The sequence below is a fragment of the Cytobacillus sp. Bva_UNVM-123 genome, assembly GCF_046351715.2.
Taxonomy (GTDB): domain Bacteria; phylum Bacillota; class Bacilli; order Bacillales; family Cytobacillaceae; genus Cytobacillus.
On the sequence record NZ_CM177772.1, the window covers coordinates 430,526 to 444,292 of the forward strand.

Annotated in this window: 10 protein-coding genes; 8 read left to right on the top strand and 2 right to left on the bottom strand. The window is 39.4% G+C overall.

Going from position 1 to position 13,767, the window contains the following annotated elements; genetic code table 11:
* Nucleotides 1-13: 13 nt before the first annotated feature.
* Together KDN24_RS26330 and upp are read right to left on the bottom strand one after the other, a co-directional pair.
* A complete protein-coding gene (locus KDN24_RS26330; RefSeq protein ID WP_525931269.1) occupies nt 14-1,714 on the bottom strand; it encodes a methyl-accepting chemotaxis protein in 1,701 nt (566 codons plus the stop codon).
* A 154-nt stretch (nt 1,715-1,868) separates the two neighbouring features.
* The gene (upp, locus tag KDN24_RS02285) at nt 1,869-2,498 is read right to left on the bottom strand and encodes a uracil phosphoribosyltransferase (protein ID WP_409975080.1); all 630 of its coding nucleotides are present in this window, start codon (nt 2,496-2,498) and stop codon (nt 1,869-1,871) included.
* A gap of 318 nt (nt 2,499-2,816) precedes the next feature.
* Here upp and KDN24_RS02290 point away from each other — a divergent pair, with 318 nt between their 5' ends.
* From KDN24_RS02290 to arcC, 8 genes are all read left to right on the top strand, one after another.
* On the top strand, nt 2,817-4,445 hold the full coding sequence (locus KDN24_RS02290) for a PucR family transcriptional regulator (protein WP_409975081.1): 1,629 nt from the start codon (nt 2,817-2,819) through the stop codon (nt 4,443-4,445).
* A gap of 239 nt (nt 4,446-4,684) precedes the next feature.
* A complete protein-coding gene (locus KDN24_RS02295; protein ID WP_409975082.1) occupies nt 4,685-6,217 on the top strand; it encodes a xanthine permease in 1,533 nt (510 codons plus the stop codon).
* Nucleotides 6,210-6,881: a cysteine hydrolase family protein gene (locus KDN24_RS02300; protein ID WP_409975083.1), complete on the top strand. Its 672-nt coding sequence runs from the start codon at nt 6,210-6,212 to the stop codon at nt 6,879-6,881. Before KDN24_RS02295 ends, KDN24_RS02300 begins: the two co-directional genes overlap by 8 nt.
* 21 nt (nt 6,882-6,902) lie before the next feature.
* Nucleotides 6,903-8,450, top strand: a complete 1,548-nt coding sequence (locus tag KDN24_RS02305; protein WP_409975084.1) for a xanthine permease — start codon at nt 6,903-6,905, stop codon at nt 8,448-8,450.
* Nucleotides 8,450-9,415, top strand: coding sequence for an oxamate carbamoyltransferase subunit AllH family protein (locus KDN24_RS02310; protein ID WP_409975085.1), 966 nt, complete (start codon nt 8,450-8,452; stop codon nt 9,413-9,415). Before KDN24_RS02305 ends, KDN24_RS02310 begins: the two co-directional genes overlap by 1 nt.
* Nucleotides 9,393-10,958, top strand: coding sequence for an acyl-CoA synthetase FdrA (fdrA, locus tag KDN24_RS02315; protein ID WP_409975086.1), 1,566 nt, complete (start codon nt 9,393-9,395; stop codon nt 10,956-10,958). The genes KDN24_RS02310 and fdrA overlap by 23 nt, the downstream gene beginning before the upstream one ends.
* Nucleotides 10,942-12,369, top strand: coding sequence for a YlbE family protein (locus KDN24_RS02320; protein ID WP_409975087.1), 1,428 nt, complete (start codon nt 10,942-10,944; stop codon nt 12,367-12,369). The genes fdrA and KDN24_RS02320 overlap by 17 nt, the downstream gene beginning before the upstream one ends.
* Nucleotides 12,362-13,303 (top strand): carbamate kinase, encoded by a 942-nt coding sequence (gene arcC, locus KDN24_RS02325; protein ID WP_409975088.1) that lies wholly within the window; start codon nt 12,362-12,364, stop codon nt 13,301-13,303. Before KDN24_RS02320 ends, arcC begins: the two co-directional genes overlap by 8 nt.
* The last annotated feature ends 464 nt before the right edge of the window (nt 13,304-13,767 follow it).

A 13,767-nucleotide genomic window follows, 5' to 3' on the forward strand; every position in this document is an offset into this window, starting at 1 on the left:
CGAATGAGAGCGATTATAATTTGAATTTTCCGATTAAAACATTAAGTTCGTCCGCTAATTTTGTTAAGTTTTCTGCAGCGGATTCGATTTCGATGGTGGAAGCTAATTGCTCTTCTGTCGAACAAAGGACCGATTGATTTTTTTCTACTGAATCTTTGGCAACTTCTTCAATCGATTGAATGAATGTCACTACTTGACCAGTTTCAGCCGCAAGTTCATTTAAGTCTCTACAGACGGTGTTGATTTCTGCGACAACATCCTTAATAGAGACTTCTATTCTTTCAAAGGCATTTCCAGCAGTTTTTACAACGTCAAGTCCTGCGCTTACTTCTCTTGTAGCAGAGTCCATAGAATCAAGTGTTTGTTCAGTTTCAAGCTGAATCATTTGAATTAATTGATTAATTTGTTCTGCAGAGTCTGCTGATTGCTCTGCTAATCTACGCACTTCATCTGCCACTACAGCAAATCCCTTTCCATGCTCACCAGCTCTTGCAGCCTCAATGGCAGCATTCAATGCAAGCAAATTTGTTTGGCTGGAAATGGCCGTAATAACTTCATTAATGTTTCCAATTTCTACAGAGCGCTCATTGAGACTTGCAAAAGCGTGGCTTAATCCATTGACATTTTTTTCGATTGTATTCATCTGCAGTAGAACCTTTTCTATTGATTGTTTCCCATTAATGGAAACCTCCGTTGTTTTGTGGGCACTTTCTGTCATATGTACTGCATTCTGTGAGATTTTATTAGCGTAATTGGCAATCGTATTCATGGTGGTTTTACTTTCTTCTACACTATAAAGCTGTTGCTCAGAACCTCTTGTTATCGATTGGATGGAGTGGGAAATTTGCTCACTTGCTTGTGTACTTTGTTCTGAAGTAGCACTTAATTGCTCCGCAGAGGAAGCAACTAATTCCGATGTTTCGTTCACCGTCTCTATGATACCCCGTATTCCATGTATCATGTTATTAAAGGAAGATACGAGCTGACCGATTTCGTCTTTGGAAACATAATCTCCCTTTATGGAGAAATCCCCATCTTCAGCCTTGCGCATTAACATACGAAGGTGTTTAACGGGGTTAATAATTATTCTTGTTATATACAAACCAACTAAGCATGAAAGGACAATTCCAATAAGAATAGTAAAAACAAGAATAGTCATCGTTGATTCCATTTTTTTTAAATTCTTTTGATACATTTTTTCGGCTGATTGTTCATAAAAAACTTGAATATCGGTGACGGTTTTGTCAAGCACTGCTCTTTTTTCAGCAACCACATCGGAGTAGTACTCATAGGCTTTCTCTCTTTTATTTTCTTTAGCTAAGTCTAAAGCTATTTGCCTTGCATCCTTGTAATCTACTATCACTTCACCATATGCCTCTAAATCTATGATTTCCTTTGGGAAAAGCTCAGGTTTCTCCGCTCGAATGTTTTGCTGCATTTTCTCTTCAATCTTTTCCATCAGCTGTTGATACACAGCAGGTTTGTCAGTAAGGATCGCCTCTAATGTATATGAATCGATAGAGTTATTATTAGCTTGCATATGGCCCAATGTTTGAATAGACTTCAAATATCTTTCATAGATAACATTAGTGTCCCGTATCATATCATTCATATTTTTATAGCTGACGAATCCAATAACCCCAAGTAATAGAGTAGAAAGAATGGATAATAATAATAACTTTTGGCTGATCTTTAAATTTCGTAGCATTCTCATTTTAATTAGCTCCCCATATTTTTTCCATTTTTATTCAGGCTGTTTTCGATTGTTTTATGGACGAAGGAGATCAACCAATTCTTGGGTTAACCTCCTTTTTAACTATATTGTTATATTGTGCTTCTAAAAAGTGGTGGGAAAAGGGACCTGTCCCCTATTTTGTTCCGAAGAGGCGGTCTCCGGCATCACCTAGTCCCGGTTCGATGTAGCTTTTCTTGTTTAGTATTGGATCGATGGCTGCAAGGTAGAGATCAACATCTGGATGTTCTTTTTGAATGACGTCAATGCCATCTTGAACAGCACAAATACACATTAATTTGATGTTTTTGGCATTGTGCTTTTTGAGAGCTGTGATGGCTGCTGCTGCTGAACCGCCTGTTGCTAACATGGGGTCAAGCACAATGAGCTCACGTTCTTCGACGTCTGTTGGTAGCTTTACATAGTACTCAACAGGAATTAATGTTTCTGGGTCATGATAAAGGCCTATGTGTCCAACCTTTGCAGATGGGATAAGCTTAATAATTCCTTCTACCATCCCAAGTCCAGCACGCATAATAGGGATGATTCCTAGTTTCTTTCCTGAGATGACATGAGATTTAGTTGCGCAAATAGGTGTTTCAATCGTTGTTTCTTCCAGCGGAAGCTCTCTTGTAATTTCATAAGCCATGAGGGCTGAAACTTCGTCGACTAATTCGCGAAATTCTTTCGTGCCTGTGTTTTTATCACGAATGTATGTTAGTTTATGCTGGATTAATGGATGATTAAGTAAGAAAACTTTTCCCATAATACTCTCCTTACAAAATGTATTTAGTAGAAGTCTTTCATCTTTTCCTTCCCCTCATTATAAAAAAGCGACTACCTATATTCCTTATCACTTGTTTACAATTTTTTTGCTAGTTTTCGGCAAAAGTTTACAAACGCTTCTTTCACTCGAATCGAGTCAGTCTATAAAAAGCTAGTCACAGTACAGGTTACAGTGGCTAGCATGGATCCATCTTTTAAAGGAGTTAAAAGAAAGAGAAGGCTCCTAAAAACTCTCTAAATTATTTGTGTTAAGATTATGTCGAATAAAATAACTTTTTCTTGGGAGGGGAAGAAAGCAATGCAGACAACAGTAGAAGAAATATTAGCCTTAAAAGGCTTTGAGGATGTAAAAAATGTTGCCGGAGAAAAAGGGCTGTCACGGGTTGTAAACAATGTGTACTTCATGGAGGTCCCAGATATATTTGAATACGTAGATCCGGACGGTCTTTTAATTACAACCTTATATCCCATAGCAGATGATCAAGAAGCAATTGAGAAGTTTATTCCAGAGCTTGTAAACAAAGGGATTTCTGGAATAGCTGTGAAGCCAGGTCGTTTTATTGAACAGATTCCCGAAATTATGCTTGAGCAAGCAAATGAATATGATTTTCCGATTTTCACACTCCCGATTAGTGCGAATCTATCCGAATTGAGTAACAAAATTCTCGATCTTTTATTAGGGAAAAAAAACAGTACGCTTCAATTTCGCGATGAGCTTCATAATAAGCTGATGGCGCTTCTGTTAGAAGGGACGAGCTTAGATCATTTAGTTCAGTCATTAGCAAGCATGATTCGTGCTCAAGTCGTTCTAATCGATCGACATTTGGATGTATTAGGCAGCTCTTTTAAGAATAAGGAAAAAATAAAAATACAAAAAGCAACACGAAAACCTCATGCTTTGTATACTGTTGGGAATCAATTAAAGATTAATATTAACGGCCAGGAATTTGATAGATCACACTTATTTGTGAATCCTATTACCGTCGGTGGAGAGTGCATGGGTTATTTAATTGCTTTGTCAGAGGATCGTGATTTCGATTCGAATACGATTATTGCTATTGAACAAGCGTCTATCTTAATTGCAATCGATTTTCAAAGGGAAAGAGCGATTCAGGAGAAGGAAAGAAATTATCTTGATTCCTTTATTAGAGATGTACTGAATCGTAAATTCCAATCTCAGTTTGATGTGATTCAGAAGGCAAAGATCTTTAAATGGGATCTTGATTTCCCAATGGTTCTATTAAATATCAAAATGCTAGAGCAAGAGGATGAACAAAAAAGAAATGTTTACACAGAATTAATGGATTCCCATAATATCGGAAATCTTATCGCGGAGAAATTAGATATATCTCCGAGAAAATGTAAGGTTGTCTATTATGATGATGCACTTATCTGCTTTATGAGTGTGGTGTTTGAGGCTAGTAGGGAGGAGCGTCTCGACAGAGTATGTAGCTATTTGCTTCGGTATTTCAAGAATAAATACAAAATTGGCATCGGTATATCCGATATGATCACTTCTGTGCAACAGCTATCAAAGGCTGTTGAGCAAACACAATTAACCACTCAAATTTCTGCGTTAATCTCAAAGGGGAGTCCCTTTGTTAAGAGGTATCATGAAATCGGAGTTTACAAGCTTCTATATCAAATAAGAGACGAAAATATTTTGAGTGAGTATGTACAAGAAAAATTAGGTAAAGTAATCGAGAACAGCAGCAAGGATATGGATTTACTCGAGACGTTAGCAACGCTCATCTCTAATAATCTGAATATCCAGAAGACCGCAAAGGACTTATTCTTGCACTACAACACATTACGCTATCGTGTAGAAAAACTTAAAGAGCTTGGGATTAACCTGAATAATGGATTTGAGTTAGGTGAACTGACGATTGCTTATCAAATCTATCTTATGCAGCACCGCAAAGATTAGAGAGAAATGTTTTCTAAAGTCATAAAAATTTGTAAACGCTTTAAAGGTTGATTTAATCGACTTTTTGCTCTCGTATTATGAAGTTTTACTAATCATAACTCTTTTTTTTAGCGAGTTGTGACAATGATTCGTTCATTCAACGATGATACGATAAGTGTGCATCGAGCAAGTACATTATCCGGATAATAATGTTAGAAAATGAGCTCACTGATCCGAGTGAAAAAAAGTGAGGGATAGCGATGCTGCAACCACAAGTAAAGTTATGGACAAAAGGTGATATAGATGGCTTTTTTGGCCTTTTCACTAATAACTTAACAAATCTCCTTGTTATGGGAGGATTGTTGAATTTATCAATTGGCTTACCAGCAACACTAGTATATGGAAGGATCATTCCAGCTGTCGGTCTCTCTATTTTCCTAAGCAGTTTATTCTATACGTATATGGCGTACAGGTTGGCACAGAAAGAAAATCGGCTCGATGTAACGGCTTTGCCAACCGGAGTAAGTGTACCCCATATGTTTCTAATTGTGTTTCTTATTATGGGACCTGTTTATTGGAAGACAGGAGATCCACATTTAGCCTGGATCACTGGTCTTACATGGTGTTTGATTAACGGGTTAATTGCTATGAGTGGTTCGATTATCGGTCCGAAACTTAGAGATATTCTTCCAAGACCTGCGATGCTTGGAACTTTGACTGGTGTATCGTTAACATTCATCGTAATGACACCAGCAATGAATACTTGGGAAGTGCCTTATATAGGATTTGTTTCCTTTGTCATCATCCTACTGGGATGGTTTGGAAAGGTAAAAGCTCCATTCCATTTACCGATTGGACTTGTAGCGATGTTAATTGGTACGATTATTGGCTGGACAACTGGCTATATGGATATAAAGCTTGTTGGGGAGTCTCTTGAGCAGGTGAAACTATCCTATCCTACCTTCTCTATTAGTAGAATTGTAGATGGATTTCATGTAGCTCTACCATTCCTTGCATCAGCAGTTCCATTAGGAATCTATAATTTTATGGAAACAATTGATAATCTCGAAAGTGCATCGGTGGCGGGTGATCATTATAATACTCGCCAAGCACTTGTGTTGGATGCAACATCCACGATTACTGCAAGCTTATTTGGAAGTCCTTTTCCGATTGCAGTCTACATCGGACATGCAGGTTGGAAAGAGGCTGGTGCGAGAATAGGGTACTCATGGATGACTGGTGTCACTATTTTGCTACTTACCTTTTTTGGGATCACGTCTCTCTTATACACCGTTATTCCGTTAGTTGCTATTGTCCCAATCCTTATCTATATAGGGTTAGTAATAGGAGCACAAGCCTTTCAATCGACAGATAAAAAATATGCACCAGCCATTATATTAGCGATGATTCCGTGGATCGCCAACTGGGGACAAGGAATTGTAGATAATGGCTTAAATGCTGCTGGAACAACAGCTCATGAACTTGGCTTTGATTCTATCGTCAAAGCAGGATTGAATTATCCCGGTATGGTCAGTCTAGGTGCCGGAGCAATTATTGTTGGAATGATATGGGCAAGCATTCTTGTCTTCATCATCGATAGAAAATTCATGAATGCAGGTATAACAACTATTATTTCAGCGGTCCTTTCGTTTTTTGGTATTATCCACAATGAAGCTGTTAGCTGGGCTGCTGGTAGTGAAATGGCACTAGGTTATTTTCTCATTAGTATCATCTTTATGATGTTACACATAAATACTAAGCGACAATTACTAGGAGGAATAAAACATGAGTAACACACTATCCGTTGAGGCAAAGCCTTATAATTTTGAGTTTAATCCAGAGACAACAGCATTGGTCATTATCGATATGCAACGTGACTTTTGTGCTCCAGGAGGATTCGGAGAAAAGCTAGGCAATGATATTTCTTTAACTCGTGCTATTATCCCACAGCTACAAACGGTACTTGGGAAAGCGCGTGAGGCAGGATTAACGGTTATTCATACTCGTGAAGGTCACCGTCCAGACCTATCTGACTGCCCTCCAACAAAGCTGAACAGAGGTCGTATTCAAGGTGCAGGAATCGGTGATGAAGGGCCAATGGGAAGAATTCTAGTTCGTGGAGAATATGGCCATGATATTGTGGATGAACTAAAGCCAATTGAAGGCGAAATCATTATTGATAAGCCAGGAAAAGGTGCTTTCTACAAAACAGATTTAGAACTTATTTTACAGAATAAAAGAGTCACACATTTATTTATTGCAGGAGTTACAACACATGTATGTGTTCAAACAACTCTACGTGAAGCAAATGACCGTGGGTATGAGTGCCTGCTATTAGAAGATTGTGCAGCAGCATTTGACCCTCGCGATCATGAAGATTCTATCCGCATGATTCACCAACAAGGCGGGATTTTTGGATGGACAGCACCATCTAAAAATTTACTTGATGTGCTGTAAGCCAATAAGGAGTGAAATACAATGAACGCAAAAGCTGGAACACCTTGGTTTGTAAAAGGTGACTTAAACGGGTTCTTTGGTTTATTTAGTAACGTTCTAACCAATTTTTTGGCTGCGATTGGATTACTAGTATTTGCCATTCAAATGCCAGGAGATATTGTTTATGGACACATCGTTCCTGGGACTGCTGTTGCGGTAGGTCTAGGTGGTATTATCCTTGCTATTCAAGCAAGAAGAAAATCCTTAAAGGAAAACCGTAATGATGTCACAGCGATGCCATACGGAATCAGTGTTCCGCACTATTTCGTTGTTGCGTTTGCCGTTATGCTTCCTGTCTATGCACAGACTAAGGACTGGACACTCGCGTGGTCAGTTGGTATCGCTTGGAACATCGTTCAAGGAATTGTTATGACGATTGGTGCCTTTATTGGGCCATTCATTCAAAAATATATCCCGCGTTCAGCGATGCTTGGCTCGCTCGCAGGGATTGCCTTAACTTATATTGCAATGAACCCAATAGGTGAAGTGTATTCAACACCATATATCGGTTTAATCACACTTGTTATCGTTATCGCAGGTTGGTTAGCTCATAAGAAGTTCCCTTTCAATATGCCGGCAGGATTAATGGCCATTATTATTGGGATGATTATCGCCTGGGCAACAGGCTTTATGGATATGAACGAAGTGAGAGAAGCAGCTAAAGGTTTCTCAGTTGCATTTCCAAGTGTAGCGATTGGCCATATTGCTGAAGGATTTGCTTATATTTCACCTTTCCTTGCTGCTGCTATTCCACTTGCCATCTATGACTTCTTAGAAAGCTTAGATAATATTGAGAGTGCTTCAGCAGGTGGGGATCATTATCCTACAACGATTACAATGCTTATTCCAGGTCTTTTGACATTATTAGGAGCAGGATTAGGAAGTGTATACCCAACTATTATCTACATTGGTCATCCGGGTTGGAAAAAAGCTGGTGCAAGAGTAGGATATTCAATGGCAACAGGTATAGGAGTCATAATCTTAGCATTCCTAGGATTGCTGCCACTTGTGTTAAAGATTATTCCACTTGTTGCGTTGCTACCGATTCTTGTGTATATTTCAATGGTTATCGGAGCACAGGCCTTTGGAGAAACAAAGCCAAAGCATATTCCGGCTCTTATCATCGCCCTAATGCCCTTTATTGCAAGTTATATTGTTACTCAAATTAAGAATGCACTCGGGGCCATAGGCACGACTCCAGCAGAGGTTGGTTATGACGTCCTCGCTGAAAATGGTATCCCATTCTTAGGATGGCAAACATTAGGGTCAGCGGATATATTAGTATCAATGCTACTAGCTACAATCGTCATTTATATCATTGATAAGAATTATAAGCTTGCAGCTGTTTATACGTTAATTGCTGGTATACTTGCTTACTTTGGTATTATACACGGGGTTGCAATTGGTATTGGAGTTGGATTGAAGGTAACCATTGGATATCTTGTAATGTTCGCTGGACTTGTTGGACTTCACTTCTATCGCTCTCATGAAAATGAGGATGGCGATCCAGTAAAAGAAGAGACAGTCTAATGTGTGCACAGAGGCTTTTCGCTGAGAAAATGGATACAAGCTTAGCGATTTGGCTTACCAATCAACAACATGAACCTCCCATAATTGCATATGTACACAGTGTCTTTGAGAAAGTGATAAATTTCATTTCAGTGGATCAGAAGCGGCTATTCTCAATTGGAAATGCGGCTGTAATGATGTCGCCGCAAATGATAAAAGTTAGGGAAGTGTCAAACTTTCTGTGGTTCGATGAATCTATAAATCCTAGTAAACCGATTTATTTAATCGATAATAGATTAGTGATTGTTGATACGTTGGAACTTTATTTTGAGAAAGCGGAAAGATGGAATGGCTCCATTTACCGCTTTTCTCCTTTTCCATTTAGTCGTCTTATTTTGCTAAAAATCATTCAGGAAATAACCTTGGTGATTGAACAAGAAGGAAAAGACGGTGGGTTTAGGACGGTTTGGCTTTCTTTTATGAAAAAAAAGAATCTCCCAATGACTCATACACATGAGCGTGAAATTGCTAAAAGGTTTGAGAGACTATGCTCCTTGACAGATGAAGAAAATTGGGAAGCTGTCTATGGTGCTGCAAAACAGTTCGGCGGACTCGGACTTGGCTTAACACCCTCGGGAGATGATTTTCTTACTGGCTGGCTTCTAACTTTGATGGCGTTTGATCATCCAATCATCACGATTTTTATGGAGAAAAAAGAAGAATGGTTGAGATTTTTGAAGGATCGAACAACTGACATAAGCTATTTTATGCTTGAGGCAGTGATGAATGGTCAAGGAAATGAGGCCGTCATCGAATTGCTCCAGCGACATACGGAAAAGGAAGCTATCATTAAAAAGCTATTGCGCAAGGTCCTTTCTTTAGGTTCAACCTCAGGTACAGATATGCTCGCTGGGATTGGTTTTGCTCTAGAGGTGATGTTAACTACACGAAGGAGGGAATTAAATGACATCCAAGGTCATTATTAAGAAGAATTCATATTATGATTCAGTCACGTTAATGTCTTTATCAGGAAAAATGAAGCAGCTTGAAGGTGTTGAGGAAGCCATTGTTTCCATGGCAACGGTCATGAACAAGGAGCTTCTTGAAAATGTTGGAATGTTAACAGAGGAAGCAAAAAATAGCTCAGAGAGTGATTTAATCATTGCGGTTAAAACTGAATCGGATGAGCTTTTAGAAGAACTTTTGCAAACAATTGATGAACAGCTAAATGCAAAGAAAACAAGTAAGAAAAAAGGAGGGAGAGATGTAAAGACACTGAAATCTGCTCTTGATGAAATACCTGATGCAAATGTTGCTGTTATTTCTGTGCCTGGAGAATTCGCAGCTCGTGAAGCAAAACAGGCGCTAAAGCAAGGCTTGCATATTATGCTATTTAGCGACAATGTCTCTATTGAAGAGGAAAAATCTTTAAAGGAATATGCTGCAAAAAACGACTTATTCGTTATGGGACCTGACTGTGGGACAGCTATTATTAACCAAGCCGGTCTATGCTTCGCAAATGAAGTAGCGAAGGGAAGCATTGGTTTAGTTGGGGCTTCAGGAACAGGGCTTCAAGAAGTATCCGTACAAATTAATCGTCTAGGATCAGGGATTTCACAAGCGATTGGAACAGGTGGCCGTGATCTTCATGAAACAATTGGCGGTATTATGATGCTTCAAGGCTTTAGAGCACTTCAAGAGGATGAAAATACAAATGTCATCGTACTTATTTCTAAGCCGCCGGCTTTATCTGTTCAGGAGAAGATTTTTGCTGAAGTAAGGAATTCGACAAAACCAGTTGTTATTTGTTTCATTGATGGCGATGCAGAAGAAGTTGAAAAAACAGGTGCAGCTTTTGCCCCAACCTTACATGAAGCAGCTAAGCTTGCTGTGAAGCTTGAAAACAAATCCTTAACCTTGCCGGATGAAGGAAGTGAGAAGCTACAAGCATGGGCAGATGAAGCAAAAGCTAAAATGCAATCTTCTCAAAAATATGTAAGAGGTTTATTCTGTGGCGGAACGTTAACCTCTGAAGCACTTTCCATTTTGAGAAGATATACAAACGAACTAAAAAGCAATGTAGCCAAGAAGAAAGAAGAAAAACTTAAAGATGTTTCTATGAGCATCGGAAATACTCTTCTTGATTTAGGTGATGATGCCTTCACGGTTGGAAAGCCTCACCCAATGATTGAGCCTTCTTTACGTAATAGCCGACTTCTACAGGAAGCTGCAGATCCAGAAACAGCTGTTTTACTTTTAGACTTTGAGCTTGGATACGGATCACACGAAGACCCAGTGGGTGAAACATATGACACGATCAAAAAGGCTCAAAAATTAGCTGAAGAGGACAATCGATATCTTCCAATTATAGCATATATTCTTGGGACTTCAAAAGATAAACAAGTATATGCAGAGCAAGAAAAACGACTACTTGAGTTAGGTGTCTATGTTACAGTGAGCAACGAGGAAGCAACTGTTCTTGCAGCCATGTTTTTAGACAAGGAGGGTAATAATGAGTCAGTTATTTAATCAACCATTGAAAGTAGTCAATATCGGGACATCCAAATTTAAAGATGATCTCGAACTACAAAGAGTAGAAACAGTTCAGGTGAATTGGCAGCCGCCAGCTGGTGGTAAAATAGATCTTGTTAAAGCTTTAGATGTAGTTTCAGATAATGAAGCAATTGATGCAGCAAACGAAGAGGCTATTCGAAAAATAAAAGAGGCCCATCCGATTTTAGTGGATATCGATCATGCGCTAAATGTTGTACCAGGCATGCACCCTAAAAAAATCCTTCATGCAGGCCCTCCTGTAAAATGGGAAAATATGTGTGGACCCATGCAAGGAGCGGTTATCGGAGCACTTATTTATGAAGGACTAGCTTCTGATGAAGAGACTGCAAGAAAGCTAGCAGGATCTGGAGAAATAGAATTTTCTCCATGTAACGAACATTCTGCAGTAGGGCCAATGGCAGGAATTGTTTCTCCATCGATGCCAGTGCATGTGATTGAAAATATTGTCCATGGAAATAAAGCTTACTGTACGGTGAATGAGGGGCTAGGAAAAGTACTACGATTCGGTGCATTTTCTGATGAAGTCATTGACCGTTTAAAGTGGATTGAAAAGACGTACATGCCTGCTTTGAAAAAAGCATTAAAGGACAGTAATGGTATTGACGTAAAATCAATCATTTCTCAAGCGCTACATATGGGAGATGAATGTCACAACCGTAACAAAGCAGCGACAAGCCTGTTCCTTCGTGAAATTTTACCTTATTTCCTTGAAGCTGATATTGAAAAGCCTGTCTTAAAAGAAGTGCTCGGCTTTATTAAAGCAAATGAGCACTATTTCTTAAATCTATCTATGCCTGCATGTAAGGTGTCATTAGATGCTGGACATGGCGTGAAGCATTCTACCATCGTAACAACGATGGCTCGTAACGGTGTGGAGTTCGGAATTCGTGTAAGTGGTATGGGTGAGAAGGAATGGTTTACAGCACCTGCAAATTATGTTGAAGGACTGCTTTTCCCAGGCTTTATAATGGATGATGCAGCGCCAGATTTAGGTGATAGTGCGATAACAGAAACGATGGGAATTGGTGGTTTCTCAATGGGAGGAGCACCTGCGATTGTTCAATTCGTTGGTGGTGTTGTAGAAGATGCCATTGAATATAGCACGCAAATGTATGAAATCACAGCAGGAGAAAACTCAAATTATTCACTTCCTCCACTTGACTTCAGAGGTTCTGCGTTTGGTATTGATATTCGTAAGGTGATTGCAACAGGAATTCTACCAGTCATTAATACTGGAATGGCACATAAAGTAGCTGGTGTTGGTCAGGTTGGAGCTGGTATTGTTCATCCACCAGTGGCGTGTTTCGAGAAAGCACTGTTAAGCTTTGAAAAGTTATACGTTCAGGAGAGTGGCCAAGGTGAGTAAAATAATGATCGCGCTTGGAGGAAATGCATTAGGCAATTCACCAAAAGAACAGCTAGAGCTTTTAAAGGAAGCAGCAAAACCTATTGTAGACCTTATTGAGCAAGGTCATGATGTGGTGATTGCTCATGGAAATGGTCCACAGGTGGGAATGATTAATATGGCATTAGAGCTTGCCTCAAAAGAAAATCCATCTATCCCATCCGTACCAATGACTGAATGTATTGCGATGAGTCAAGGCTATATTGGCTACCATTTACAAAATGCCATTCGTGAGGAGCTACTCAACCGTCAAATAAATAAAAATGTTGTATCGTTAGTGACTCAAGTAATTGTCGATAAAAATGATCCGGCATTTGAAAATCCAACCAAGCCAATTGGAATTTTCTATTCCGAAAAGGAAGCGAAGCAGATGCAGGAGAATGGGATCCCAATGGTTGAAGACTCTGGGAGAGGGTATCGTCAAGTTATCGCTTCCCCAACCCCTTTGAAAATTGTAGAAGCTGATTCTGTCAGAGCATTAATGAACCAAGGCTATGTAGTAGTAACTGTCGGTGGTGGTGGAATCCCTGTAATGGAAGAAGGAGATGCTATTACAGGAGTAAAAGCGGTTATTGATAAGGATTCAGCAAGTGAAAAAATTGCTGATGAGCTTGATATGGATTATTTGTTTATTTTAACAGCTGTTGAGAAGGTTGCCATTAATTTTGGCAAGCCAAATCAGCAAGAGCTTGATGTTATTACCGTTGATGAAGCAAACGCATGGATAGAGGAAGGCCAATTCCCTCCAGGTAGTATGCTGCCGAAAGTACAATCTGCCATCCGCTTTGTCCAATCGAAGAAGGGAAGAAAGGCCGTTATTTCTTCATTAGAAAAAGCAAAAGATGCCATTATCGGCAAAACAGGCACGACAATCGTAACAAACAATCAACAATAAGTAGAATCGAGTAGGAGGGGGGATTAACACCCGACCTCTCATACTACCGTGCATACCGTTCAGTACACGGCGGTTCAATTAAGTATGACGTAAATATTCATATCGTTCATATAAATTTTTGGCCCTTGGCTTTTCCAATAGGAGATGTCAAGGGTTTTGTGTAGGAGTGGACTATTTGAAATTCTCCAGTACTCTTTCGAGCATTTCCCCATTCATAAGCTTTTGCTCTGGATCACCAAGACCAATTAGATGGACTACAGCACAGGCCCAAATAAAGATGCCTTCCTCGTTTATCGTGCCTACGCATCTTTCAAGGTTGATCTTCATAAAATAAAAATATATCATACTGACAGAGGAACGAGTTAAAAAATAAACTGCTTGACGACCCCCTAGAAATGTTTAATATTCAACGATCCTTAAGCATGAAAGGCTTCCTACATGACAATCCAGTGGCTGAAACAACA